Source organism: Bradyrhizobium sp. IC3195, assembly GCF_020193585.1.
Lineage (GTDB): Bacteria > Pseudomonadota > Alphaproteobacteria > Rhizobiales > Xanthobacteraceae > Bradyrhizobium > Bradyrhizobium yuanmingense.
In genome coordinates, this window is the sequence record NZ_JADYVG010000003.1 from 574,082 (window position 1) to 599,941 (window position 25,860).

Annotated in this window: 26 protein-coding genes; 10 read left to right on the forward strand and 16 right to left on the reverse strand. The window is 64.6% G+C overall.

The features are described 5' to 3' along the window. Nucleotides 1-10: 10 nt before the first annotated feature. The 3 genes from I6F09_RS10030 to I6F09_RS37685 all read right to left on the reverse strand — a co-directional run bounded on the left by I6F09_RS10030 (nt 11) and on the right by I6F09_RS37685 (nt 1,839). Nucleotides 11-1,117, reverse strand: coding sequence for a 5-(carboxyamino)imidazole ribonucleotide synthase (locus tag I6F09_RS10030; RefSeq protein WP_225183502.1), 1,107 nt, complete (start codon nt 1,115-1,117; stop codon nt 11-13). After that, nucleotides 1,114-1,602 carry a 5-(carboxyamino)imidazole ribonucleotide mutase gene (gene purE / locus I6F09_RS10035; protein ID WP_035998720.1) on the reverse strand — a complete coding sequence of 163 codons (489 nt, stop codon included), beginning with the start codon at nt 1,600-1,602 and terminating at the stop codon, nt 1,114-1,116. The genes I6F09_RS10030 and purE overlap by 4 nt, the downstream gene beginning before the upstream one ends. A 93-nt stretch (nt 1,603-1,695) precedes the next feature. Next, on the reverse strand, nt 1,696-1,839 hold the full coding sequence (locus I6F09_RS37685; protein WP_225187994.1) for a hypothetical protein: 144 nt from the start codon (nt 1,837-1,839) through the stop codon (nt 1,696-1,698). On the opposite strand from I6F09_RS37685, the gene I6F09_RS10045 reads away from it, so the two are divergent. Further along, nucleotides 1,796-2,452 (forward strand): GGDEF domain-containing protein, encoded by a 657-nt coding sequence (locus tag I6F09_RS10045; RefSeq protein ID WP_225187993.1) that lies wholly within the window; start codon nt 1,796-1,798, stop codon nt 2,450-2,452. The genes I6F09_RS37685 and I6F09_RS10045 overlap by 44 nt on opposite strands. Before the next feature lies 1 nt (nt 2,453). Here the strand turns inward: I6F09_RS10045 and I6F09_RS10050 are convergent, their stop codons facing one another. From I6F09_RS10050 to I6F09_RS10060, 3 genes are all read right to left on the reverse strand, one after another. Continuing rightward, nucleotides 2,454-2,705 (reverse strand): hypothetical protein, encoded by a 252-nt coding sequence (locus I6F09_RS10050; RefSeq protein ID WP_036021965.1) that lies wholly within the window; start codon nt 2,703-2,705, stop codon nt 2,454-2,456. Between the two features lie 22 nt (nt 2,706-2,727). After that, nucleotides 2,728-2,946, reverse strand: a complete 219-nt coding sequence (locus I6F09_RS10055) for a hypothetical protein (protein ID WP_225187973.1) — start codon at nt 2,944-2,946, stop codon at nt 2,728-2,730. Nucleotides 2,947-3,074: 128 nt separating this feature from the next. After that, nucleotides 3,075-3,281 carry a DUF465 domain-containing protein gene (locus tag I6F09_RS10060; protein WP_008546179.1) on the reverse strand — a complete coding sequence of 69 codons (207 nt, stop codon included), beginning with the start codon at nt 3,279-3,281 and terminating at the stop codon, nt 3,075-3,077. A 330-nt stretch (nt 3,282-3,611) separates the two neighbouring features. Between I6F09_RS10060 and I6F09_RS10065 the strand changes: the two genes are divergently transcribed. Continuing rightward, a complete protein-coding gene (locus tag I6F09_RS10065; protein WP_008546178.1) occupies nt 3,612-3,794 on the forward strand; it encodes a DUF465 domain-containing protein in 183 nt (60 codons plus the stop codon). A 146-nt stretch (nt 3,795-3,940) separates the two neighbouring features. On the opposite strand, the gene I6F09_RS10070 is transcribed toward I6F09_RS10065, so the two are convergent. Further along, complete coding sequence (locus tag I6F09_RS10070; protein ID WP_225187974.1) at nt 3,941-5,065, reverse strand: NAD(P)/FAD-dependent oxidoreductase; 1,125 nt, start codon at nt 5,063-5,065, stop codon at nt 3,941-3,943. Nucleotides 5,066-5,267: 202 nt separating this feature from the next. Here I6F09_RS10070 and I6F09_RS10075 point away from each other — a divergent pair, with 202 nt between their 5' ends. From I6F09_RS10075 to I6F09_RS10095, 5 genes are all read left to right on the forward strand, one after another. Continuing rightward, nucleotides 5,268-7,952 (forward strand): EAL domain-containing protein, encoded by a 2,685-nt coding sequence (locus tag I6F09_RS10075; protein ID WP_225126277.1) that lies wholly within the window; start codon nt 5,268-5,270, stop codon nt 7,950-7,952. A 138-nt stretch (nt 7,953-8,090) separates the two neighbouring features. After that, complete coding sequence (locus tag I6F09_RS10080; protein WP_225126276.1) at nt 8,091-9,563, forward strand: glycerol-3-phosphate dehydrogenase; 1,473 nt, start codon at nt 8,091-8,093, stop codon at nt 9,561-9,563. Nucleotides 9,564-9,732: 169 nt separating this feature from the next. Continuing rightward, nucleotides 9,733-10,905, forward strand: a complete 1,173-nt coding sequence (locus I6F09_RS10085; RefSeq protein WP_225126275.1) for an ABC transporter ATP-binding protein — start codon at nt 9,733-9,735, stop codon at nt 10,903-10,905. After that, a complete protein-coding gene (locus I6F09_RS10090; RefSeq protein ID WP_225187975.1) occupies nt 10,902-11,816 on the forward strand; it encodes an ABC transporter permease in 915 nt (304 codons plus the stop codon). Before I6F09_RS10085 ends, I6F09_RS10090 begins: the two co-directional genes overlap by 4 nt. Before the next feature lie 4 nt (nt 11,817-11,820). After that, complete coding sequence (locus tag I6F09_RS10095) at nt 11,821-12,633, forward strand: ABC transporter permease subunit (RefSeq protein WP_036041161.1); 813 nt, start codon at nt 11,821-11,823, stop codon at nt 12,631-12,633. A gap of 116 nt (nt 12,634-12,749) precedes the next feature. Here the strand turns inward: I6F09_RS10095 and I6F09_RS10100 are convergent, their stop codons facing one another. The 4 genes from I6F09_RS10100 to I6F09_RS10115 form a co-directional block, all read right to left on the reverse strand. Next, entirely contained in the window at nt 12,750-13,601 is an 852-nt protein-coding gene (locus tag I6F09_RS10100) for a carbohydrate ABC transporter permease (protein ID WP_035998760.1), read from the reverse strand. Then, nucleotides 13,598-14,470 carry a sugar ABC transporter permease gene (locus I6F09_RS10105; RefSeq protein WP_035998764.1) on the reverse strand — a complete coding sequence of 291 codons (873 nt, stop codon included), beginning with the start codon at nt 14,468-14,470 and terminating at the stop codon, nt 13,598-13,600. Before I6F09_RS10105 ends, I6F09_RS10100 begins: the two co-directional genes overlap by 4 nt. 93 nt (nt 14,471-14,563) lie before the next feature. Further along, entirely contained in the window at nt 14,564-15,949 is a 1,386-nt protein-coding gene (locus I6F09_RS10110) for an ABC transporter substrate-binding protein (protein WP_035998767.1), read from the reverse strand. A gap of 188 nt (nt 15,950-16,137) precedes the next feature. After that, nucleotides 16,138-18,021, reverse strand: a complete 1,884-nt coding sequence (locus I6F09_RS10115; protein ID WP_036021980.1) for an AsmA family protein — start codon at nt 18,019-18,021, stop codon at nt 16,138-16,140. A gap of 288 nt (nt 18,022-18,309) precedes the next feature. Here I6F09_RS10115 and I6F09_RS10120 point away from each other — a divergent pair, with 288 nt between their 5' ends. The 3 genes from I6F09_RS10120 to I6F09_RS10130 are packed head-to-tail and all read left to right on the forward strand — an operon-like array spanning nt 18,310 to nt 20,342. Continuing rightward, the gene (locus tag I6F09_RS10120; protein WP_035998773.1) at nt 18,310-19,017 is read left to right on the forward strand and encodes a CoA transferase subunit A; all 708 of its coding nucleotides are present in this window, start codon (nt 18,310-18,312) and stop codon (nt 19,015-19,017) included. Between the two features lie 17 nt (nt 19,018-19,034). Further along, nucleotides 19,035-19,685, forward strand: coding sequence for a CoA transferase subunit B (locus I6F09_RS10125; RefSeq protein WP_035998776.1), 651 nt, complete (start codon nt 19,035-19,037; stop codon nt 19,683-19,685). Between the two features lie 21 nt (nt 19,686-19,706). Next, nucleotides 19,707-20,342, forward strand: a complete 636-nt coding sequence (locus I6F09_RS10130; protein WP_057028038.1) for a GNAT family N-acetyltransferase — start codon at nt 19,707-19,709, stop codon at nt 20,340-20,342. An 81-nt stretch (nt 20,343-20,423) separates the two neighbouring features. Here the strand turns inward: I6F09_RS10130 and I6F09_RS10135 are convergent, their stop codons facing one another. The 5 genes from I6F09_RS10135 to I6F09_RS10155 all read right to left on the reverse strand — a co-directional run bounded on the left by I6F09_RS10135 (nt 20,424) and on the right by I6F09_RS10155 (nt 25,853). Further along, nucleotides 20,424-22,058 carry an iron ABC transporter permease gene (locus I6F09_RS10135; RefSeq protein WP_035998781.1) on the reverse strand — a complete coding sequence of 545 codons (1,635 nt, stop codon included), beginning with the start codon at nt 22,056-22,058 and terminating at the stop codon, nt 20,424-20,426. 67 nt (nt 22,059-22,125) lie between these two features. Continuing rightward, nucleotides 22,126-23,151, reverse strand: coding sequence for a Fe(3+) ABC transporter substrate-binding protein (locus I6F09_RS10140; RefSeq protein ID WP_035998784.1), 1,026 nt, complete (start codon nt 23,149-23,151; stop codon nt 22,126-22,128). Between the two features lie 164 nt (nt 23,152-23,315). After that, nucleotides 23,316-24,194 (reverse strand): SUMF1/EgtB/PvdO family nonheme iron enzyme, encoded by an 879-nt coding sequence (locus tag I6F09_RS10145; RefSeq protein WP_225139243.1) that lies wholly within the window; start codon nt 24,192-24,194, stop codon nt 23,316-23,318. Between the two features lie 58 nt (nt 24,195-24,252). Continuing rightward, nucleotides 24,253-25,350: a copper-containing nitrite reductase gene (gene nirK, locus I6F09_RS10150; protein ID WP_225187976.1), complete on the reverse strand. Its 1,098-nt coding sequence runs from the start codon at nt 25,348-25,350 to the stop codon at nt 24,253-24,255. Nucleotides 25,351-25,652: 302 nt separating this feature from the next. After that, nucleotides 25,653-25,853 carry a hypothetical protein gene (locus tag I6F09_RS10155; protein WP_035998787.1) on the reverse strand — a complete coding sequence of 67 codons (201 nt, stop codon included), beginning with the start codon at nt 25,851-25,853 and terminating at the stop codon, nt 25,653-25,655. Nucleotides 25,854-25,860: the final 7 nt, after the last annotated feature.

Below are 25,860 nucleotides of genomic sequence, written 5' to 3' on the forward strand. Positions count from 1 at the left end.
TGCGATCCCGTCACTTGTTCCGGGGCGGCCTGACTTCGGTCACGTGGCCCATCTTGCGGCCGGGGCGCGGCGCGCCCTTGCCGTAGATGTGCACGGTCGCGCCCGGCACGCTCAGCCACTTTTCGTAATCGTTGATCTCGTCGCCGATCAGGTTGGTCATGGTGACGACCTCGCCGTGGCGCACCGGCTTGCCGAGCGGCCAGCCGGCAATGGCGCGGATGTGCTGCTCGAACTGTGAGACGGAGGCGCCGTCGAGCGTCCAGTGCCCGGAATTGTGCACACGCGGCGCGATCTCGTTGACCAGCACCTTCGGTCCGGTGCCGCCTGCCAGCACGAACATCTCGACCGCGAGCACGCCGACATAGTCGAGCGCGCTTGCGATTTTGCTCGCGATGCTGCGCGCCTCCTCGGCGAGCGCGTCAGGAATCGGCGCGGGCGCACGCGATATCTTCAGGATGTGGTCGCGGTGCTCGTTCTCGGTGACGTCGAAGCACTCGACCTCGCCCGTGGCCGCGCGCGCGGCGATCACGGAGATCTCGCGCTCGTAGGGCACGAAGGCCTCCAGGATCGCCGATTTGGTGGCGAGGCTGGTCCACACCTTCGCGATGTCGTCGCCCTCGCGGATGATGGCCTGGCCCTTGCCGTCATAGCCGAAGCGGCGGGTTTTCAGCACCGCTGGAAGGCCGATCCTGGCGATCGCCTCGCGCAGCGAGGAGACGGAGGTGACGTCGGCGTAGGCGGCAGTGCCGATCCCGAGCTTCGTCACGAAATCCTTCTCGGCGAGCCGGTCCTGGGTCGTCTCGAGGATCTTGCGGTTGGGCAGCACCGGGCGGCGCGCGTCCAATACCAGCGCGGCTGCCGCCGGCACGTTCTCGAATTCGTAGGTGATGACGTCGACATCATGCGCGAACAATTCGAGCGCCTCGACGTCGGCATATTCGGCGCAGGTCGCGTTCAGCACGACGTCGAAGGCCGGTGAATCCGGATCGGGCGAGAACACCTGGCAGCGCAGGCCGAGTCGCGCCGCGGCCATGGCAAGCATCCGGCCCAATTGTCCGCCGCCGAGGATTCCGATGGTGTCACCGGGCTTCAGCTTCACGTGCCTGGTGTCCGTCACGCCTTGTCCTCCGGCCGCTCGGCGACCGCCTCGGTCTGGGCCTTGCGCCAGGCGGCGAGGCGATCCGACAGGGCCGGGTCGGACAATGCCAGCACGGCCGCTGCCAGCAGCGCGGCATTGATCGCGCCGGCCTTGCCGATGGCGAGGGTGCCGACCGGAATGCCCGCGGGCATCTGGACGATCGAATAGAGCGAATCGACGCCCTTGAGCGTCTTGGATTCGACGGGAACGCCGAAGACGGGAAGTTCCGTCAGCGCCGCCGCCATGCCGGGCAGATGGGCCGCGCCACCGGCGCCGGCGATGATAATCTTGTAGCCTGCGGCCTTGGCACCCTTGGCGAATGCGAACAGCCGGTCGGGCGTGCGGTGGGCCGAGACGATGCGGCTGTCGGCAGCAATGCCGAGCGCGTCAAGCGTGTCGGCGGCGTGCCGCATCGTGTCCCAGTCCGACTGGCTTCCCATGATGATGGCGATCGGCGCGGTCATGACGTCAATTGTGCCCAGAAAAACAGAGAGATAGGCCAGATTAATGATTCCGGCCGGCGGCTCGCAAGGCGGTGGCAAGGAGAAGGGAATCCACTATCCTGTCTTGGTGAATCCCCGCAAGCCTTCATTGAGCACGATGCCCATGAAGAAACCGAAAAGGGCGAGCCCTGCGAAGGCCAGAAAGGGCCGGAACATCAGCGCCGCCCGATCCAAAGCCGTTTCGAGCCGCGCGGCCAAACCGGCCTTGCGCAGAGCGCCGGCTGCCGATGACGGCAAGGCGATCATCCGCGGCCTCAGGAGCAAGCTCAAGGCGGCCCTGCTGCGGATCTCGGAGCTCGAGGCGGCCGCCGATACCGATTTCCTGCTCGGGATTCCCAACCGGCGCGGTTTCGAGCGCGAGCTCGCGCGCGCCATCGCCTATATGAAGCGCTACCGCGCCAGCGGGGCGCTGATCGTGCTCGACGTCGATCGGCTGAAGCCGATCAACGATTCCTTCGGTCATGCCGCCGGCGATGAGGTGCTCAAGGCGATTGTCGCCACGCTGACGCGACAGATCCGCGCCTCCGACGTGGTCGGCCGGCTCGGGGGCGACGAGTTCGCGCTGCTGCTCTGGAATCTCAGCGAGACCGATGCGAAGGTCAAGGCTGCGGCCTTGGAGCAGGCGATCGACGAATTGTCATTCGTTTTTCGCGGCCAGCACGTGGCCGCGGGCGCCTCGGCCGGCGTCGCGCTGCTCGGTCCGCAATCCGCTGCAGGCCGCGCCCTGGAGGAGGCGGATGCCGCCATGTATGTGCGCAAGGCGAGCCGCCGGCACGAGCCGCGGATCAGGCTGGTCGGCGGCGAGCGCTAGTCTAGAGGGTGGCAAGATCTTCCGGCACGTTGCCGAACTTGCGCAGCAGCGTCGCGTCGCCGAATTCGCCGGTCATGGGATCGCCGCTGCGGCTGAACGCGATCGCGCCGATATGGCCGGCGCCGCGCGCCAGCATCTCTGCGCGTCGCAGCGCCGCCGTCGAGGACTGACACTCCTCTGCAGCGCCTGCGACGGGTGATCCGTCGTCATCGATCAAGAAGGGCATTGCAACGTAATAGGTCACATCCGACATGGCGTTGCTCCAAGGTTGAAGATTATGCGGCGCTGCTCTTGCTCCGCATCTTGCTGCGCGAGATATCCGGAATGCAGCCGGCTGAAATCGCCGCCTGCAATTCCTCCAGCTCGGCTTCCAGATATTCGTTGGCCATGATCAGCGCCTTGATGGTGCTGCGCAGATTGCCGTCGCACATCGCGATCGCCTGATCGCAGGCCTGTTCGTAATGGCTGTTGTCGAAAAGGGCGGTTGCCGACATCTGCGTTGTCCTCGTGTGTTGTCCTTGAGCGTTCTCTGAGGTGGGGCGCCCGCGAATGTTCCTATTTTGTTCTTATTGAGTCAAGCGGATTCGGAAGCGGCGGGGCGCCGCGCAAGACCGGCTCACGGTCAGGCGATGATGTCGGGGGTGATCTGGTCTTCGATGAACGCGATGCGGTCGCGCAACAACAGCTTGCGCTTCTTCAGGCGCTGTAACCGCAACAGGTCGGGGGCGGGCGATTGATGCAATGCATCGATCGCCGCATCGAGATCTCGGTGTTCCTGCTGCAACCGGGTGAGCTCGGCTTCGAGCTCACGCTCATCTTCATTGGTCATGTCTGCGGTGGCCGAAAACCGATAGGCGTGAGATCCGGGCTGTGGATGCCCTGTGGAAATTATCGTCCTTGCGCCGCGTGATCGCAAGCGATCTGCGATCCCTCGTCCCCGATCTCCAGCAACATATTTCTGCAGGGAGCTGCGGCGGTGCGTGGGCGTATTGATATCATGGATTTTTCCGGCGTGGTTCCCTTAGTCACGCTTCGTTACATATGAACTTTCAAAAATGACGCTGCAACGACGGATACCCATCGACAGGACGAATCGGTGATGTAGACTTGGTTGTCCGGATCGAATCCTAAAGGTTCAACCCTACCGAGGAGGTTTCGAATGACAATTCAGGCACATCTCGTTGAATTGGAACGGAAGCACAAACTTCTCGAAAACGAATTGCACGAAGCTCTCGTGCACCTTTCAACAGACGACCTGCAAATTGTTGAGTTGAAGCGCCGGAAGTTGATGGTCAAGGACCAGATCGAGCGTCTGAAGCAATCTGGCGACACGCTCCACTAGTAACCCCCGTGACAGTGTAGAGTTGATCACGTCCTTCACGCAGGGATGAGAGCATCCGTGCTCATCCCTGCTGCAAGGTGTGTACCGTGCAACACGGTTGTGCGGCGCTCATTCTTGCTTGGACCCGTGGCTCTCGACGCGCACACTTATCCGCTTCTCGAAACACTGTCGATATCTGCGAGCTCGGCGACGTGATCGGCGATCGCGAGCGAGGACGTCAGTCCCGGCGATTCGATGCCGAACAGATTGATCAGGCCTGCAACGCCGTGATCGCGCGGGCCCTGCATCAAGAAATCCTGCGTGGCCACGGCCGGCGGCACGATCTTCGGGCGGATGCCCGAATAGCTCGGCATCAGCGCGCCGTCAGGCAGCGTCGGCCAGTATTTGCGGATCGCGGGATAGAAGCGCTCGGCGCGTGACGGATCGACCTCGTAGTTGATCGTCTCGATCCATTCGACGTCAGGCCCGAAGCGCGCCTGTCCTGCCATGTCCAGCGTCAAGTGCACCCCGAGGCCGCCGGGCTCCGGCACCGGATAGATCAGACGCGAGAACGGCGCCTTGGCGTTGCAGCTGAAGTAGTTTCCCTTGGCGAGATAGGCCGGCGGAATCCGGTCCAGCGGCATGCCGTCGATGTTGCGCGCCACATGCGTTGCCGACAGCCCCGCGGCGTTGACGAGGAGGTTGCATTGCAGCGTCATCGGTGCCTCGCCGCCGGCATCGATCTCGATGAGGCCGGCCGCCGCCTTGGCACGGATCAGCGGGGTGTGAAACGCGAAAGCTGCGCCGGCGTCCTCGGCTTCGCCGCGCAGTGAGAGCATGTAGGAATGGCTGTCGATGATGCCCGTCGACGGTGACAGCAGCGCGGCGTCGCAGGCGAGCGCCGGCTCCAGCGCGCGTGCGGCCTCGCCCGAGAGCAGCTGCATGTCGAGCACGCCGTTGGCCTCGGCATGCGCCTTGATCGATTGCAGCTTCTCGGTCTCCTTCGGGCTGGTCGCGACGATCAGCTTGCCGCAATTTTTGTGCGGGATGCCGCGCTCGGCGCAGTAGCGGTACAGCGCGTGCTTGCCTGCCACGCACATGCGCGCCATCCAGCTCCCGGCCCGGTAGTAGATGCCGGCATGGATCACCTCGCTGTTGCGCGAGGAGGTGACGGTGCCGATCGCCTCGGCTTCCTCCAGCACGATCACCTCGCGCCCGGCCTGGGCGAGCTTCCGGGCCACCGCGAGCCCGACCACGCCGGCTCCGATGACGACGCAATCGACCCTATCCATGGTTGTGCAGGATACCAGTTGGAAGCACCGGTGGCGCACGGTCCGGATGCGGCGGCGCAGGCGGGGCTTCCGTTAAGAAGTCGTTTATCATGTCAGGGCAATTGCCGCATTTTATGTCACATTATTCTGTTGTGCCCACAGGCGTTTACCCGATCCAAACCCGCGAAGCCAGACAATCCGACGTTGAAATCGCGGGTGGCTGATGGCTGAGAAGAACTGGCACGTGGGCAGCACGCTTTGGATTGCTGTGCACGCCCTCCTATGCCTGGCCGTTACGGGCGCGCCTGCGCGCGCCTTTGCGGCATCGGACAGCCTTGCCGTTCCGGGCGATCTCACCAGGCTTGATCCCGGCGTGATCTGGGAAGCCCTCATCGCGGGCATCGTGGTCTGCTCGTTCCTCGCCGCGATCGGGCTGTGGATCCATTCCTCGCTGCGCCGGTCCAGCCGTTTGCAGCTGCGTCGCAACGCCTTCATCTCCTCCGCCATGAACAACCTCAACCAGGGCGTGGTGATGACGGATGCGCAGCGCCGCGTCATCTTCTGCAATGACCGCTATCTCGAGATCTATGGCCTGACGCGATCCGACCTCCGGCCCAACATGACCGGTTGCGACATCCTGAGGCTGCGCCGCGAGCGCGGAGTGCTCGGCGTCACCGATGACGAATTTTACCGGAAGGCATCGAGCGCCAATGGCCTGACCACGGAACTGCCGGACGGACGGGCTATCCTGGTGAAGTATTTCGTGTTGCCGAACGGCGGCTCGGTGGCGACCCATCTCGACGTCACCGAGCAGCGCAACCTGTCGCGGCAGCTCGCCTCCACCAAGCAGTTCCTGGAATCGGTGCTCGATCATGTGCCGGCCTGCGTGGCGGCCAAGAACATCGAGGACGGCTGCTACATCTTCGCCAACAGCGCCTATGAGAAGTTCTGGGGATTGTCGCGGGACTTCGCCGTCGGCAGGAATGCACGGGAGCTGTTTGCGTCGGCCTCGGCGGCCAGCATCGAGGCCGCTGACCAGGCCGCGCTCAATTCGCCGGATGGCCAGCACCGCAATGAGTTCGAGGTGGATCGTGCCGGCGCGCGGCGCATGGTCGCCTCGATCCGGATCGTGGTCCGCAACGAGAGCAACAAGCCCGAATTTCTGCTCATCCTGTTCGAGGACATCACCGACCGCCGCTCGCTGTCGCAGGAGCTGGAGAGCACCAAGAAGTTCCTCGAGCTCGTGGTCGACAACATCCCGGTTGCGCTGATCGTGGAGCAGGTCAAGGACGGCCGCTATCTGCTCGCCAACCGCAGCGCGGAGACGATCCTCAACCGCAGGCGCGAGGAAGCCACCGGCCTGACCGCGTCCGACATCTTCAACGCCAAGGAAGCCAGGCTGATCGTCGCGCGCGACGAGGCCGCGATCAAGAAGCGCGGGATGATCACCGAGGAGCATCCGATCTCTACCAAGAACGGCCTGCGGCTGTTCCTCACCCGCCGCGCCACCGTGGTCAATGATGCCGGCGAGCCGCAATATCTGATCAAGACCCACGAGGATGTCACCGACCGCCGGCAGACCGAGTCGCGCATGGCGCACATGGCCTATCACGACGGCCTCACCGATCTGCCGAATCGCGCGGCCTTCCTGCAGGCGCTGACTCAGATGATCGAGGCTTGCGAGGGCACGGACGAGGAGTTCGCCGTGCTCTGCGTCGACCTCGACGGCCTCAAGGAGGTCAACGACGTCTTCGGCCATGCGCTGGGCGACAAGCTCCTGATCGAGGTCGCCCATCGGCTGCAGGATTCCGCACGCGGCGGCGTGGTGGCGCGCCTGTCCGGGGACGAGTTCGGCCTGATCATCGACGGCAAGCAGCCCGAGGCGGGCCTCGCGCTGGCGCAGCAGATCGGCGAAGCTGTCGCGAGGGACTTCCAGATCGACGGCCGCCCGGTCCGCGCCGGCATCACCACGGGCATGTCGGTCTTTCCCCACAATGGCACCGATGGCGCCTCGCTGCTCGCCAATGCCGGCGCGGCGCTGTTCCGCGCCAAGCAGAAGTCGCGCGGCACGATCAGCCTCTACCAGCCCGAGATGGACCAGCAGATCCGCGACCGCCGCGTGCTGCACCAGGACCTCTCCATGGCGGTCAAGAACGGCGAGCTCTCGCTCGCCTTCCAGCCGCAGGGGGCCGCGGGCCACAGCGTCGCCGAGAGCGAGATCATCGGCTTCGAGGCGCTGGCGCGCTGGCAGCATCCGGTGCGCGGCCAGGTTTCGCCGGCCGAATTCATTCCCATCGCCGAGGAGAGCGGCCTCATCGTCGAGATGGGCGAGTGGATCCTGCGCGAGGCCTGCCGCGAGGCGGCGTCCTGGCCGAAGCCGCTGCAGGTCGCGGTCAATCTGTCGCCGGCGCAGTTCATGCACGGCGACGTGGTCGGCCTCGTCCATTCGATCCTGATCGAGACGGGCCTCGCACCCGGCCGGCTCGAGCTCGAGATCACCGAAGGTGTTCTGATCGAGGATTTCGATCGCGGCCTTGCGCTGCTGCGCCGCCTGAAGGCGCTCGGCGTGCGCATCTCCATGGACGATTTCGGCAGCGGCTATTCTTCGCTGAGCTATCTCCAGGCGTTCCCGTTCGACAAGATCAAGATCGACCGCGCCTTCATCATCAATCTCGGCCGCAACCCGCAATCGGCGGCGATCGTGCGCGCCGTCATCGACCTCGGCCACGGCCTCGAAATGTCGATCATCGCCGAGGGCGTCGAGACGCTCGACCAGCTCGCCTTCCTCGCCAAGGAAGGCTGTGACGGGGTGCAGGGCTATCTGCTCGGCAAGCCGTTGCCGATCGGCAAATATGCCGGGCTCGTCGGCCGCGCCGAAGCCATGGAGCTTGCGCTGAAGACCGGTTAGAGCGTTTTCGAGCGAAGTGGACAGCGGCTCGCGTCAAGAAAACGCGTCAGAATATGAATCTAGAGCCACCGTTCCGATTTCATCGGAACGGAAATCGCTCTAGTGGATGGGAGTGCTTCGCTCCCATTCGACGGCTTCATGGCGGATTACGACCTCGCGATCATCGGCGGCGGCCTGAACGGCGTCAGCCTCGCCCGCGATGCGGCGGGCCGCGGCCTGCGGGTGATCCTGTTCGAGCAGGGCGATCTCGGCGGCGCGGCGTCGTCGGCCACACCGCGGCTGATCCACGGCGATCTCTCGGTGCTGGAGCGCCGCGGCTTTTGGCGGGTGCGCCGGGCACTGGCCGAGCGCCGGACCTGGCTCGCCATCGCGCCGCATCTGGTGCGGCCGATGCGTTTCGTGATTCCTGCACATGTGGACGAGCGTCCGCCGTGGCTGCTGCGGGCCGGCCTGTTTCTTTATGACGTCCTCGCCGGCCGGAGCGGCCTGCCCGGATCGACGACCCTCGACATCACCCATCACCCGGTCGGCAACGCGCTGAAGCGCCCGTTCGGCACGGCGTTCGAATATTCGGACTGTATCGTCGACGATTCCCGCCTTGTCGTGCTCACGGCGCTGGACGCCGCCGAGCGTGGTGCGACGATCCGGACCGGGGCGCGCTGCGTGCGTGCCGACCGAACCGACATCTGGCGGCTCGCCGTGGTCGATCGCGGCCACCGCCGCTCCGTTACAGCAAGGGCGCTGGCCAATACCAGTGGCGGCTGGACCTCGATCGTCGCGGAGACCGTCCTGCGCCAGCCGCAGCCCGCCGCCACGGCCATGCAGATGAGCCAGATCATCGTGCCCAGGCTGTTCGATTCAGACAATGTCTACGTGTTCCAGAACAGCGACGGCCGACTGATCTTCGCAAGCCCGTTTGAGCGCGCGTTCACGCTGATCGGCACAGTCACGCACGATTTCACCGGCGACCCCGCCATCGTGGCGGTGCGAGGGGCCGATGTCGGTTATCTCTGCGAAGCGGCGAGCCGCTACTTCCGCGAGCGCGTCGCCCCGACCGACGTGGTCCGGACGGTCTGCGGCGTCAATCTGAGGCCGGCGTCCGCGCGGCAACGCGAGGGCACAACCCTGTTCCACGCGCGCCGGCGCAAGGCACCGCTGATCACGATGTTCGGCGGCGACCTCACCACCGCGCGCCGGCGCGCCGAGCGGGCGGTGACGAGGCTGACGCCGTTCTATCCGATGTCGCCGCCCTGGACCGCCGGCGCAGCGCTGCCAGGTGGAGATTTCGCCTGGGATCGTTTCGACACCGAGGTCGACCTCGCACGCGAGCGCTGGCGCTTTCTGTCCGAGCCGGAAGCCCAGCGCCTGGTCGCGGCCTACGGCTCGCGATTGGCGGCCGTGCTCGGTGAAGCAAGGACGCGCAAAGAGCTTGGCCCAGCCTTCGGTCCCGAACTGACCGGCGCGGAGGTGCGATATCTCATGACCCACGAATGGGCGCGTTTTCCGGATGACGTTCTGTGGCGCCGTTCCAAGCTGGGCCTGACAATGCCTGCGGCGGACCACGACGCGCTGGCGGCGTTCATGGCAGATCTGAGCCGGTCACTGGTGTAGCCCGGATGGAGCGAAGCGAAATCCGGGAGAGTCTCTGCGCCGGCGAACAGCCGCGGATTCCGCTTCGCTCCATCCGGGCTACGGCGGCGCGATGTAAGTTTTCCCCGAACCGGTTGAGCTAAACACGATCGGCCGCTAGCGTGCGGCGGAATCGGGGTTGGCAGGGACCATGGCGGAAGAATTGCCCGGGATGAACGTTGCGGCTGAAGCGGCTGGCGGGGACGCATGCCCGGCGCCCGGCCAGCCGCTGCTGCGCATCGAGGGCGTCGCCAAGACCTTTGGCACGTTCCGCGCCGTCGACGGCGTGTCGCTCGATATCAAGGCCGGCGAGTTCTTCGCGCTGCTCGGCCCGAGCGGCTGCGGCAAGACCACGCTCTTGCGCATGCTCGCGGGCTTCGAGGCGCCGGACGAGGGGCGTATCCTGCTCGGCGGCAAGGATATCGCGCAGGCGCTGCCGCACGAGCGCCCGATCAACATGATGTTCCAGAACTATGCGCTGTTCCCGCATCTGTCGGTACGCGACAACATTGCCTTCGGCCTGAAGCGCGCCGGCATGCCGCGTGCCGACATCGCCACGCGCGTCGCGGAGATGGTGGCGCTGGTCAAGCTCGAGGGATTGGAGAAGCGCAAGCCGGACCAGTTGTCCGGCGGTCAGCGCCAGCGCGTGGCGCTCGCCCGCGCATTGGCGCGCCGCCCGCAACTCCTGCTGCTCGACGAGCCGCTCGCAGCCCTCGACAAGAAGCTTCGCGAAAACACGCAAGCCGAGCTGATGGAACTGCAGCGGCGGCTCGGCATGACCTTCATCATCGTCACCCACGACCAGGAGGAGGCGATGACGATGGCGAGCCGGATCGGCGTGATGAAATCAGGCAAGCTCGCCCAGGTCGCGAACCCCCGCGAGCTCTATGAGGCGCCGCGCTCGCGCTGGATCGCCGAGTTCGTCGGCGACATCAACCTGTTCGACGGCGAGTCAAAATTGCGCGACGGTCATCGTCTGGTCATCGGCACGCGCGATGCGGGGGCGCTGGTGGTGGCCGAGCCGCGTGAGGCGGTCGGCACCGGAAAACTGGCGGTCGCGATCCGCCCCGAGAAGGTCAAGCTGTCGCGCCGCGGCCCGGCCAACGAGGCCGGTCGTGAGACGGCGATCAACACCCTCGAGGGCGTGATCGCGGACATCTGCTATCTCGGCGGCACCACCACCTATAAGGTGAAGCTCGACACCGGCGGGATGCTGCAGGCGTCGGTCGCTAACAGCGCGCGGCTGGATGTCGACGCCTACAGCCTGAACCAGCATGTCGTCGCCTGGTTCACGCCCGACGATTGCGTGGTGCTGCAATCATGAGCTCGCGCCGCATCTTCGCAAAGCCGGCGCGCTTCGCGGCCATCGCGCCCTATGTCTGGATGGTGCTGTTCTTCCTGGTGCCGTTCGGCTTCGTGCTCAAGATCAGCCTGTCGCAGACCGCGATCGCGCAGCCGCCTTACGAGCCGGTGTTCGACCTCACGGCGGGATGGGACGCGCTGAAGGCAGCGTTCGCTGCGCTCTCGGTCGACAATTTCAAGCTGCTCGCCTCCGACGACATTTACGTCTTCGCCTATGTCCGCAGCCTCACCGTCGCCCTCACGGCCACCGCGCTACTGCTCCTGATCGGCTATCCCATCGCCTACGGGATGGCGCGGCTGCCGCAGCGCTGGCAGGCGGTGGCGATGGTGCTGGTGATCGTGCCGTTCTGGACCTCGTTCCTGATCCGCATCTACGCCTGGATCAACATCCTCCAGCACGACGGCCTGCTGAACCAGGTCCTGCTGGCGCTGCATCTTTTCAGCCAGCCCGTGGTGTGGCTCTCCACCGACACCGCGATGTATATCGGCATCGTCTATTCCTATCTGCCGTTCATGATCCTGCCGCTCTACGCGACGCTCGCCAAGATGGAGCCGGTGCTGGAGGAAGCGGCTGCCGATCTCGGCGCGCCGCCCTGGCGGGTGTTCTGGCTCGTCACCTTCCCGCTGTCGCTGCCCGGTGTCGGCGCCGGCGTGCTCTTGTGCTTCATCCCGATCGTCGGCGAGTTCGTCATTCCCGACCTTCTGGCCGGCTCCAATTCGCTGATGATCGGCCAGACCCTGTGGCTCGAATTCTTCACCAACAAGGACTGGCCGGTTGCCTCGGCTGCCGCGATCGTGCTGCTGGTCGTGCTGCTGGTGCCGCTCTTGCTGTACGAGCGGCTGCAGAAGCGGCAGCTGGAACAGGGAAGATAGCGCGATGCGCAAGGTCTCCCGCCTGTCCCGCTTCAACATCGCCTCGCTCGCGCTGGGGCTGGCGTTCCTCTATTTGCCGATCCTGATCCTCGTTCTCTATTCCTTCAACGCTTCGCGCCTGGTGACGGTGTGGGGCGGCTGGTCGCTGCGCTGGTATCATGAGTTGTTCAACGATCGCGCCATGATCGAGGCGGCCTGGATGAGCCTGCGGGTCGCTGTCGCCTCCGCGACGATCGCGACGCTGCTCGGCACGCTCGCAGCGGTGGCGCTGTCGCGCGGTGAACGCTTTCGTGGTCGCACCCTGTTCTCAGGCATGCTCTACGCACCGCTGGTGATGCCGGAGGTGATCACCGGATTGTCGCTGCTCTTGCTGTTCGTTGCGCTGAACGCCGAGCGGGGTTTCTGGACGGTGACGATCGCCCACACCACGCTCACCATGTGCTTCGTCACGGTGGTCGTGCAGTCGCGCCTCGGCTCGCTCGATCGCTCGCTGGAGGAGGCGGCGATGGATCTCGGCTGCAATCCCGTCGGTGCGTTCGTTGCCGTAACGCTGCCGCTGATCGCCCCTGCAATCGTCGCCGGCTGGATGCTGGCGTTCACGCTGTCGCTCGATGATCTCGTGATCGCGAGCTTCACCACGGGCCCAGGCTCGGCGACGCTGCCGATCCGCATCTATTCGGAGGTGCGGCTCGGCGTGAAGCCCGAGATCAACGCGATCTGCACGCTGGTGATCGCGCTGATCGCGGTGGTGATCGTGATCGCTTCGCTCGCCTCCAAGCTGTCGAGCTCGCAGGGCGAGAGCGCGGCGCCGCTGTAGAGGAGAGCGTCACTCCGGAGCGATACGCAGCATTGAACCATGGTGCGGAATAGCGCACCTGAGAAGCTCGAGATTCCGGGTCTGGTCCTTCGGACCATCCCGGAATGACAGCCTATTTACGACTTCACCGCACCCGCCGTGAGCCCGCCCACCATGTAGCGGCGGAAGGCGTAATAGACCGCGGCCGGCGGCAGCGCGTAGATGAAGCCCGTCGTCATCAGCAGCTCCCAAGGCGAGTCGTCGGCGGCGAGGAAGTTGCCGAGCGCGACGGGGAGGGTGATGTCGCGGTCGTTCGACAGCAGCAGGAACGCGTAGAGATACTCGTTCCAGGCCAGCAGCACCGCATAGGTGCCGATCGCGACCAGCGAGGGCATCATCAGCGGCAAATAGACCAGGCGGAAGATCTGCAGCGTGGTGGCGCCGTCCATCACCGCGGCTTCGTCCAGCTCCACCGGCAGCTTGTCCGAGGCCTGCTTCAGCACCCAGATCGCGTAAGGCGAGGCGATCGTCACCATGGCCAGGATCAGCGACCAGTGATTGTTGAGCAGGCCGTAATTGCCCATCGTGCGATACATCGGGACCGCGAGGAACGCCGCCGGAATGAAATAGGTGAAGAGCGCGAGGTTCAGCACGGCGCGGCCGCCCGGCACCTTCAATCGCGAAATCGCGAACGCCGCGGCGGTCGCGATGAACAGCGTGAGCACGCCCACGGAGACTGCGATCAGCGTCGAATTCCAGAACTGGGCGTAGAAGTCGCGCAGGAAGTAGTGCTGCTGCTTGAACACGATTTCGAAGTTGTGCAGCGTCGGATGGTCCGGCCACAGCTTGCCCGAGAACGCGTCCTCCTTCGGGGAGATCGCGAACAGGAACATGTGGTAGATCGGGATCATCGTCCACAGGAAGACGGGAATGCCGATCAGCAGCAGCCGCGCTTCCGTCGCGACGTCACGGAGGGAGGGAAGCTTCATCGCGACAACCGTTTCATCATGAAGTAAACCAGTGGCAGGACGAACGGCATCGCGCAGACGATGGATGCCATCGCGAGCGAGAGCTGGTCGAGCCGAAGATAGCGGATGCCGAGCGTCGCCAGCACGTGCGTGAGGTCGGCAGGTCCGCCGCCGGTGAGCAGGTAGACGCTGTTGAAATCGCCCAGCGTCCAGATCATCGAGAGCAGCGTGCAGGTGACGTAGAGCGTCTGCATCGACGGCCAGGTGATGTAGCGGAATTTCTGCCACCAGCTGGCACCGTCGACCTCGGCGGCCTCGAACAGATCGTGCGAGATCGCAAGGCGCCCGGTGATCAGGATCAGCGTCCAGAACGGCAGCGACTTCCAGATGTGCACGGCGATCGCCATGCAGAGCGCGACGGTCGGGTCGTTCAGCCAGTTCGGACCGTCATCGCCGGTCAGGGAGAAGATGAAATGGTTGACCATGCCCCATTCGGGATTGAGCATGAAGCGCACCGACAGGATGGTCGGGATCGACGGCACCGCCCAGGGCAGGATGAAGATCACCGACAGCCATCTGATCCAGGTGCGCTGCTGCGCGAAGAAGCCGGACAGGAACAGCGCAATCATCATCTTGATGTTGATGCCGACGACCAGGAAGATCAGCGTGTTGATTGCAGCGCGCGCGAAGATCGGGTCGTGATATAGCGCCACATAGTTTGCCGGATCGCGTGCCAGCCAGAGCCCGTAGCAGACGGGATAGACGACGAAGGCAAGGAAGACGAGCAGATAAGGTGTTAGCAGGAGGATGCCCCAGACCTGCGCCGGGGTCAGCCGCGACGACAGGGGCGGGCCGGGTATTGCCTGATCGCCAGAGAGCGTGATCGCCATTCTTTCGGACTCTTCAAAGAGAAGCCGGCCGCGAGACGCGGCCGGTGTTGTTGTTGCACTCTCCCCCGCAACGCGGAGAGATCGGCGGACGACTCAGCCCGCGACCTGCTTGATGCGGGCGATGAGTTCGTCGACCGCCTTGTCGACCGGAACCTTCTCACTGACGACGCGGTTCATCGCCTTCGCCCACACGTTCTCATTGTTCAAGATCGTGAACTTCCAGTTCCTGGTAAAGTCGAACTGAGAGGTGCCGCCCTTGAACTGGGTGTAGACGGCCTTGCGGTGCTTGTCGGCCTGCCAGAACGGGCTTTCCTGGCTTTCTTTCGTCACCGGGAACCAGCGGCCGAGCGCGCCCTCGATGTAGGGACGGATGTTCTCTTCCTGCAGCAGGAAGTTGAGGAACTGCTTGCCCTCGGCCTTGTTCTTGGCCGCGGTGAAGATCAGACCCGTCTTGACGTCGGAGCGATACTTGATGGTCGAGCCATCGGGAGCCTTGGGGAAGGACGCCGTGACGATGTCCTGCTCATAAGCCTTTTTGCCGGCCTCGCGCTGTTCCGGCGTGAGGTTCTGGTTCTGCGATTCCTCGTACCATTTCGCTGCGATCGAGATCGTGAAGTTGTGGGTCATCACGATCGTCTTGTTGTGGAAGGCGACATTGTTGTCCGGGTCCTTCCAGGTAGTCGCGGAGGGCGGGGCGCAGCCTTTGCTGTAGGTGTCGGTGTAGTCCTTCAGCGCCTTGATCAGGCCGTCGCGGACCTTGGGGTCGTCCACCAGCAGCTTGCCGTCGTCGTCGACCAGCTTGACGTGGTAGGCGTCCATGAAGGTGTAGAACGATTGGAACGAGTCGGTGGATTCCACGCCCATCGGCTGGCCGACGGCATAGATGCGCTGGCCTGTGGCCTTACGGATCGCCGGCTGCACCTTGTCGCACCAGAAGCTCCAGTAGCCGGTCCAGTCGTTCGGGATGTCACTCTGCTTGAAGCCGGCTTTCTCCAGCATGTCGTTCCAGATCTGGACGTGCATGCTCTGCTGCTTCAGCGGGAAGCCGTAATAGGCCTTCTTCTTGGCGACGTCGTTGTAGAGGATCGAGGCGTCCAGCGTGTTCTGCACGAACCGGCCCTTGATCGGCTCCATGACGTCGGTGAGGTCCTCGAGCTTGCCCTCATAGGCCCACTTGCCCTGTACCTGCACGTCGTAGCTGTCGGAATAGGCGACGTCGGGCACGGTGCCCGCATCGAGCGCTGCGACGGTCTTCGGAATCATGTCCTGGATCGCGTATTGCGACAATTCGACCTTGATGCCGGTCTTGGCTTCAAACTTCTTGATCGTCTCGGCGAGCGCTTCGTCCTCGGACTTGTAAAAGCCTTTGACCCACCAGACCGTGATCGTCTTCTGTTGTGCAAATGCGGGCGCAGTGGCGGCAAACAGCCCAACCGCAGCGACCGCCAATGAAACTGCGCCAATAACCTTGGATTTCACGTTTTTCTCCCTCAAACGGCCGGTGTTTTAACCGGTCGTATAAAACACTAGCGCATGGTGGTAGCGCAATCAACGCATCTTGTCGGACCAAGGTCGTAGCGCGTCGGAGATGCATCATGCGCGCATCGATCCAATCGCCGCATCAATTCACCGGGATCAATTCGCGCGCGCTCCACGGCGCACAATCGTCAGTTCGACTTCGCGCCCTCTTTCGCATTTTCGGCGGTCGGCGATCCCTCCGGGCGCTTTCCACCCGTGATGCGTTGCTTGAGGAGATCGAGGAAGGGAGACGCCGCCGGCGACTGCCGGATCAGGCTTTCGGGATCGGGGAAGATCAGGGGATCGTCCCAGGGGCCCTGCACCATGAAGGGCAATTGAAAGCCGGACGCCGTGTTGAGGCTCGCCACGCCCTTCATGTCGTATTCGCGGGCCGGCACCGAGGCGGTGCCGGTCAGCGTGATCTTGGCCGCCGGGCCTTCGATGCGGATGTCTTCGGCGGTTGCGATGCCGTCGGAGAATTTCACGGCGATCGTGAGCTTGTCGTATGGCGTCGAGCCGCTGCGGAAATTGCCGCCGCCCGACAGCGGCCGCCGCTCCAGCCGCTTCAGCAGCTGCTCGGCATTGAAGCCCGCGATCGCGCCGTTATGCCCGGTCACGGTGGCGCTGCCGTCGAGCGACTGCACGAGGCCGAACGGGCTCGAGCCCGAGGCGAACAGCGAGACGTTGATGTTGCCGCGGCCGGACAGCTTGTTGAGGCCGAACAGCTCGGTGGCGCAGGCCTGCAGATCGACGTCGGTGAACTGGAATTGCGCCTTGATGTCGGCGACCGTATCGGACCGCGCGATGCCGAACGAGCCTTTCGCGATACCGCCATAGACCTGCGCCTCGCCGACCGAGAGGGCCAGCGTGCCATTCCGCAAATTGGCGCCGATCGCGGTGCGGCCGAGCCGCGTGGGCCCGACCGTCAGCTTGGCCGCCGACAGGCGCATGTCGAGGTCGGTGGTCGACAATCCCTGGAGGTCGAACAGCTGCCTGTTCCAGTCGCGCGCCCCACTCGCGAGCAGGCGGAACGTCGAGATATAAGGTGTGAAGTCGAGCGCGTCGGCGGCGAGCGTGGCCTGCAGCGTCTGCCGGCCGTTATTGGCGTAGGTCATGACGCCTTCGGCGGCATTGCCGTCGAGCTCGACGTTGACATTGGTGAGCGCGATCGAGGCGCCGACGACGTTGGCGCGCGCCTTCAGCACGAAGCGGCCGAAGCCGCCGCTGCCGGGCTGCGGCTGTCCGGTCCAGCGCAGCGCGTTGCGCAAGGACGGGCTGTCCACTGTGAGCGTGCCCTCCATCATCGCGCTGGTGCGATTGGCGACGCTGCCGTCGAAGGCGAGCTTGAGCGGCGCGCTGGCGATGCGCGCCTTCAGGCCGGAGCGGTCGCCGGAGAGGGCGGCGACGAAATCGGAAAAGCTGATCGAGCCGTCGACGCGCTCGCCGCGCCAGTCGAACTGCCCGGTCGCGGCAAAAGAGCGCGAGATCGAAGGCCAGGCCAGCGACAGGTCGATGTCCTCGAGCTTCTCGGTGGCATGCGTGGCAACGTCCTCGTAGTCGAGCACGCCGTCCTGGATGCGGATTTCGGAGAACGAGACCTGGTTCTCGGCCCCGGGCTTCATGGTGCGTGCGATGGTCTGGATGAAGGGCGTCCAGTTGCTCTCGCCGTCCGGCTTCAGGCTGACGTGGATGCGCGGCCGCAGCAGCGTCAGGTCGGCGATCTCGAAACGCTGCAGCAGGAGCGGCAGCAACCGCAAATTCGCGGTGAGCACGTCGACCTGGAGCGCGGGAGCGCTGGTGCCGCCGCCCTTGAGGCCGACGTCGCGGAAGGAGATGTAGCTCGCCGGAAGCACCGAGATTTCGATGCTGCCTGCGACATTGAGCTCGAGCCCGGTGACGTCGCGGATCTGCGCTTCGACCGCCTTGCGCAGCGCGTCGCGGTTGATGAGCCAGGAGGTCGCGATCAGGGCGATCAGCGCGACGCCGAGCAGCGCCGCGATCGGCGTCCCGAGGCGCTTCATTCCTTGGGCCATGGTCAATGGCATGTCCTGATCGGGTTGGTCGTTGGAGCCAGAAGGGCGGGCCGCGAAACGTGTGTGCCGAACGCCCAGATCCTATGGTGTTAAGTACCGCAACTTGATGGGTTTTCTTGACGCTTTCAAGGCCGCTGCACGATTATGCCCACGGCATGGGCAGCTTCTATCACCCGGGGGCGGAGCGGAGAACCCCGTATCATTGACGGCTTCGGACGATTTCGCCTAATAATCGCCGCCAATGAGGCGCGACGCCCGCCAGCCCAAGGTTCAGTCGAGGTTTTTTGTATGAACAAGGTCTATCCCGACGCCAAGTCGGCGCTGTCAGGCATTCTAAAAGACAATATGATGATCATGTCGGGTGGCTTCGGCCTCTGCGGCATTGCCGAGGAGCTGTCGGACGCGATCCGGGATTCCGGCGTCAAGGGCCTGACCGTGGTCTCCAACAATGCCGGCGTCGACGGCATCGGCCTCAGCCGCCTGCTCGAAACCCGCCAGATCAAGAAGATGATCTCGTCCTATGTCGGTGAGAACAAGCTGTTCGCCCAGCAATACCTCGCCGGCGAACTGGAACTCGAGTTCAATCCGCAGGGCACGCTGGCCGAGCGCATCCGCGCCGGCGGCGCCGGCATCCCGGCCTTCTACACCAAGACCGGCGTCGGCACGCTGATCGCCGAAGGCAAGGAAGTGAAGGAATTCGACGGCGAGAAGTACCTGATGGAGCGCGGCCTGTTCGCCGACCTCGCCATCGTGCACGCCTGGAAGGGCGACACCGCCGGAAACCTGATCTACCGCAAGACCGCGCGCAACTTTAACCCGATGATGGCGACCGCCGCGAAGATCACGGTGGCCGAGGTCGAGCATCTGGTTCCCGCCGGTGAACTCAATCCCGACCACATCCACACGCCCGGCATCTTCGTGAAGCGCATCGTCGAGGTCGGCACGGCCAAGAAGCGCATCGAATTCCGCAACACCCGCCCGCGTACCGCCGCTTAGCGCAACAGGAGACTCACATGGCCTGGACCCGTGAACAGATGGCCGCGCGCGCTGCGAAGGAATTGCGCGACGGCTATTACGTCAATCTCGGCATCGGCATCCCGACGCTGGTCTCGAACTACATCCCCGATGGCATGGACGTCTCCTTGCAGAGCGAGAACGGCATGCTCGGCATGGGGCCGTTCCCCTATGAGGGCGAGGAAGACGCCGATCTCATCAACGCCGGCAAGCAGACGGTGAGCGAGCTGCCATCGACCTCGTATTTCTCGAGCGCGGATTCCTTCGGCATGATCCGCGGCGGCCACATGGATCTCTCGATCCTCGGCGCCATGCAGGTGGCCCAGAACGGCGATCTCGCCAACTGGATGATCCCCGGCAAGATGGTCAAGGGCATGGGCGGCGCGATGGATCTCGTCGCAGGCGTCAAGCGCGTCGTCGTGGTGATGGAGCATTCGGCCAAGGACGGCCCGAAGCTCCTGAAGAGGTGCAATCTGCCGCTGACCGGCGAGCGCGTCGTCGACATGGTCGTCACTGATCTTGCCGTCTTCACCATCGACAAGCACGGCGATGGCGGCATGGCGCTGATCGAGCTCGCCGACGGCGTCACGCTCGACGAGATCAAGTCCAAGACCGAAGCCGAATTCCGCGTCGCGCTGAAGAACACGTAGGGTCGTCGTAAAGGGGCGCGCATGACGATACGGTCCGCGCGTCCCGAAGATGCCGAATTCATCGCACAAACCATCCTGAATTCGATGCGCGGCCACCGGCCGCGCGGCTGGTTCGACGTGGCGCTCGGCTGGCCGGAAGCGGAGTGCCTCGCTTTCGTCGCGCGCGTCGCCGTCGCACGGGCGGTGTCGATGTGGCATTTTTCGCAGTTCCTGGTCGCCGAGATTGATGGCAAGCCCGCTGCTGCACTTTGCGCCGTGCCGGCAGCCGGCACCGGACCGGCAGCATGGCGCGCGGTCGAAGAGGTCGGTCTGTCGATTGGGCTGACGGCGTCAGAGCTCGACGCCATCCGCCAGCGCGGTGCCTATTCGCGAGCTTGCTGGGTCCAGGGCGGCGAGGGCGACTGGATGATCGAGCATGTCGCGACCGACCCTGCCTATCGTGGTCGTGGCTTGATGCAGGCGTTGATCGCGCATGCGCTGGACAAAGGGCGGGCAGCTGGGTTTGCCCGGGCGACGATATCGTTCCTGATCGGCAACGAGCCGGCCGAGCGCGCCTACGCGAAGGCGGGTTTTGTCTTCGCGGAAGAGAAGCGCGACCCGAACTTCGAGGCAATCATCGGCGCGCCCGGTTTTCGCATGTTCGCGCGGAAGATTTGAGCAGGTTGCAGGCACCGGCGACAACCAAGCGTTTGCTATCAATTGGTCGAAGCGCCATGAATGTGCGGACGATGTGCCCCTTCAAGCGGGGCCGCTCGGCACCTCGGAGAACCGGGTCAGCCAGGCAACCGGGCCGATGCTCGCGGCGATGATCAGGAGGGCCGCGAGCGCGCCGTCCTCGAAATTGCCGCGGCTTGCGTACTGGTAGATCGACGTGGACAGCGTTTCGACGTTGAGGGGCCGCAGGAGCAGCGTTGCCGGCAGCTCCTTCAGGCAGTCGACGAACATGATGATGACGGCGCCAAGCATCGCGGGCCGGAGCAACGGCAGATAGATCTGCCTCAACATGACCCCCTGGCCGGCGCCGACCGCGCGCGCGCTCTCGTCATAGTCGCTCGGAATGCTGTCGAACCCGGCCTTGATCATGCCGACCGGCACAGCCAGAAAACGAATCGTGTAGGCGATCACGACGGCCATCCCGGAGCCGACCAGGACCAGACCCGGAAGCGAACGTCCGGTCCAGGTCGCGACCGCGCTCAGCGCATTGTCGACCGCCAGCACCGGGGTGAGCAGGCCGAGAGCGATGACGAGACCCGGCAGCGCGTATCCGGCCTGCGCGATGCTCAGCGCGACATATCGCAGAGGATCCGGCCGCAAGCGATGCGCGATCGTCGTGGCGAGCGCAAGCATCAAGGCCATGAGCGTTGCGAGCCCTGCAAAGGCAAACGAATGGAAGGTGTGGCGCCACAGCAGCGGGTCGAAATTTGCAAGCAGGCCGCGGCCGAGAGCCTGATGCGCCAGATAGAGCAGCGGGACCACGAAACCGATCAGCACCGGCAGCACGCAGACCGCGAACGCGATCGACGCTCTTGCGCCCGACAGCGGGGTTCGCCGCCTCACATGCGGGCTTTCGGCCGAGAATTCGATGCTGGCGTTGCGACGGCCGTAACGCTCCATCGCGATCAGGCCGGCGACGATCGCAAGCATCAGGCATGCGAGCTGCGCTGCACCGGCAAGGCTGCCGCGGTTGAGCCAAGTGGTGAAGATCGAGACCGTCAGCGTGCGGATGCCGAGATATTCGCTGGCTCCGATGTCGTTGAGCGTTTCCAGCGCGACCAGCGCCACGCCGACCGCCAGCGCCGGCCGCGCCATCGGCAGTGAAACGCGCCACAAGATGGTCCATCGGCCGGCGCCCAGCGTCGTGGCCGCTTCCGCGAATTCGGCTGACTGAACCTGGAACGTCGCACGCGCCGAGAGATAGACGTAAGGGTAGAGCACGAGCCCGATCACGAAGATGGCGCCCGGCAGCGAGCGGAGGTTGGGCAGAAGGCCGAGGGCATCGCCCAGCGGCAGCCAGGTCGCCAGGGTGCGATGCACCAGGCCCAGCGGTTCGAACAGATCGGCATAGACGTACGCCGCAAGATAGGTCGGAATCGCCAGCGGCAGCGGCATCAGCCACAGCAGCATGCCCCGGCCGGCAAAATCGTGGCGCGACATCACCCATGCAGTGCCGGCGCCGATCAAAAGTGTGACCGCGCCGACCCCGACGAGCAGAAGGGCAGTGTCGAGAAGGGCGGCCGGCAGCACGTAGTTGATCAGGTCGTGCCACACATCGGATGCCGGCTGCAAAGCCAGCGAAACGATCGAGATCACGGGCGCCGCGACCAGGACCGCGGTTGCGATCGCGATGGCGGTTGCGGCGCGACCGGCCCGCACACGGCCCCTCGATCGAGGCCGTGTGCTCGTAGCTTCCAGCAGTTCGATAGACGTGGGCCGCCAGAGATCAGTTGTCAAAGCCGACCTTGTCCACCAGCGAGGCCGCAGCCTTGCGGTTGGCGGCGATCTTTGCGATCGGCAACGGATCCGGGACGAGCTTGCCGTAGCCGGCGATGGTCGCATTGACGGCGACACCGCTCCGAACCGGATATTCGTAGTTCTGGTCGGCATACATCTGCTGCGCCTGCTCGCTGACGAGCCACTCGATCAGCTTGGTACCGTTGGCCTTGTTGGGCGCGTTCTTGGCGAGCAGCACGCCGGAGAGGTTGACGTGGGTGCCGCCGCCCTCGAAGGTCGGCAGGATGACGCGGGTCGCCTCCGCCCACGGCTTCTTCTCGGGATCGTTGTTCATCATCAGCGCCCAGTAATAGGTGTTGCCGATGCCGATATCGCATTTGCCGGCGGCGACGTCACGCGCGGCTTCGCGATCGCCGCCCGACGGCTTCTGCGCGAGATTCGCCTTCAGGCCCCGCAGCCATTCCTCGGCCTTGGCCTCGCCGTACTTGGCCGCGTAGGCCGCGAACAGCGCGTTGTTATAGATGTGCTGGCCCGAGCGAATGCAGATCTTGCCCTTCCACTTGGGATCGGCGAGCTCCTCATAGGTGATCTTGTCCTGCTTGACGCGATCCTTCGAGGCATAGATCACGCGCGCGCGCATGGAGATGCCGGCCCAGTGTCCGTCCGGATCGCGATATTGCGCCGGCACGACCTTGTCGACCGCCTCCGACTTGATCGGCTGGGTGACGCCGGCCTGCACGGCCTCGTCGATGCGGCCGATGTCCACCGTCAGCAGCACGTCGGCCGGACTGTTGGCCCCTTCCGCCTTCATGCGCTGCTCCAGACCGGAGCTTGCGGAGACGACGTTGACCTTGATGCCCGTGTCCTTGGTGAACGCATCGAACAGCGGCTGGATCAGCTTGGTCTCGCGGTAGGTATAGACGTTGACCTCGCCGTTGGCGGCTGCCTCCGACACGAAAGACGTGGTCAGGCTCAACACCGCCGCAGACGCGGCGAGGACGCGAAGATAGATCATAAGGGCTGCTCCCAGGCGCGAGATTGAACGCCGATTGAGTAGCGCAGGCGGGGGGCCAACGTTAGCGACGCGATGTCGCGAGAGCATAAGCTTAGAGCAATTCCAAGGTATCTTTTAGACTCATTCTAATACTGAAGCGACGGTCATGGGAAATAATTGACGCCCTATGATCCTGCCGGCCTCATCTTGCTCAGGCGCTGCGAGACGCTGGCCAGCCACGACGTCTCCTCGCGCACCAGGCGGAAGCCGAGATTGGCGGGCGGCACGCCCTGGGCGCAGCCGCCGGCACGGGCGTCGCGGATGAAGTCGGTGACATAGGCGCGGTGCGCACCCTCGGCGACGCGCACGCCGCAATTCACGGTCGCGCGGCCGGGATTGCCGGAATCATCGACACGCGAGCGCACGAAGCACGTCGCGGTCCACTCCCAGATATTGCCGGCGAGGTCTTCGACGCCATGCTCGTTCGGGCCGAACTTGCCGAAGCGATGAGCCGTGGTGTCGGAGAGGTCGCGTTCGGATTCGCGCTCATAGCGGCTGATCCAGCGCTTCGAAGGGTCGCTTGCATCGACCGGTGCGCCGTCGTCCTTGAATCGGGAGCCGGCGGCAAAGGCCCATTCCTCGTCGCTCGGCAGGCGGTATTGATGGCCGGTCTTGCGCGATAGCCAGCCTGCGTAGGCCTCGGCATCGTGCCAGCTCACCTGCACTGCTGGGCGATCGGGGGCGATTGCCACGTCGCGATCGAGTGCGCGGCAGGCGCCATCCTGCACGCAATGCTGATAGTCGGATGAAGCGACCTGATTCCGCATGATGCGCAGCGGCCGGTTGATCCGGATGGTGCGCATCGGCGCTTCCGCCTGCTGTCCGCCGCGGGTGAAATCGCCGGCCTCGCGATAGGCGAAGCTGCCCGGGGCGACCTCGACCAAAGCCGGCTCGCCGACGGCATGGCGCATCGTCAGCTCCGAGACCAGAGGCGCAACGGCCAGCGGCCCCGCAAGCCCGGCCGCGCAGGCAAGTGCCAGCTTGAGCTTGAATGCGATCAGCACAATCATTCCTCCGCAGAAGGAAAAAAGGGGCCGGCGATGACCGGCCCCTTCGTCGCGTCTAGTTGGTGCTGGCAGGAGGTATTTCGGCAGGCGCCTTCACTTGCATCATCAGATCGTCGTTCCACTTGCCTTCGACCTTGAAGTGCGCGGTGGCGCCGAGACTGGCCGCCTCGATCAGGTTATGCGTGACATAGGCGTAGATGCCGGGCTGCTGGAACTTGTACAGCGCAGCTCCCCCCGAGCCGCCGCGGATGAACCAGGTCTCGAGCCCGACCTCGGGCGCGTTGCCGAACTTGCCGGTCTCCCAGACATAGTCGCCGTGGCCACCGATCAGATGCGGACGGCTGTCGCGATTGGCCTGCGAGTGCACGATCAGCACGTTCTCGCCGACCTTCGCGGTGAGCGCGTTCTTGCCGGTGAGCGCGCCAACCTTGCCGTTGAACACGACATGGGTCGGGGTCAGCTTCTTCATCACCTCTTCGGTCTCGGTGAAGGCTTCGCCCGGCGATTCGTAGGACTTGAAGTTGCCCTTCTCGTCGCGCGGCACGTACATGTCCTGCTCGCCGATATAGTAGACCTTGTCGTATTTCAGCGCGCGGCCCTTGCCGTCGTTCAGCCCCTCACGCGGCAGCACCATGACGGCACCGTTCATGCCCGAGACGACGTGCCAGGGGGTCATCGGGCCGCCCGGTGCGCAGTGATACACGAACACGCCGGTCTTGGTCGCCTTCCAGCGCAGCACGACCTGCTCGCCGGGATTGATGAGCGTGAGCTCGCCGCCGCCGAGCGCGCCGGTCGCGGAATGGAAGTCGATGTTGTGCGGCATGGTGTTCGTCGCGGGATTGACTAGCGTCAGCTCGACATAGTCACCCTCGTGCACGACCATGAGCGGGCCCGGCATCGAGCCGTTGAACGTCATCGCCTGGAAGGTGGTGCCCTTGTCGTCGATGACGACTTTCTTCTCCTCGATCGTCATCCTGAACTCGACGATCTTGGGGCCCTGTGTCGTGGCCTGCTCGTGCGCGTGCACGAAGGGCGGAGCGACCAGCTCTACCTTCTGACGCGGCAGCTTGAGGTCGCCGGCGGCGAAAGCCGGGATCGCCAACATCAGGGCGGTCGCGGCGGCGCTGATCAATGCGGCTCTGCGGGTGAACATCGGAAGCATCCTTCATCTGAAATGGTTTTGATGACGGAGTGCAGTGTGCGCCGATTGCGGCAAGCGTGTTTGTGCTGCGACAAGCTTCCGCCGGATTCGCGTTCGGCAACATGACCTAGATTTCTCGAAGGAGCGGGATCGGCGATGGCAACTCACCGCGTCCGCAGGCGCGATGCCGATCGAGGCCGAGCGTCAACTCAGCGGCAACTCGTTTGCATGTTCAAGCTGGATGACGATCTCGGTTGCCCCGCTCATGCGCGTGGACGAGATCGCAAGACAGGCCTTGGCGAAGGCGCGTCCGTTCAGAGCAGGTTCACGGCGAGCCAGACCAATCCCCAGATCGCCAATGACAGCGCGACGAAGACGGCGATCGCGGCCGCCAGGGCGCGCACCGCGCCGGCGGGGGCCGGCGCGGCCGGGGCCGGCCGGAAGTCGTCGAAACGCGGGATATGGCCGCGGACGTCGAGCAGGGAGAGAATGAGTTCGAGTGCGAAAAGCCTCATGGCGAAC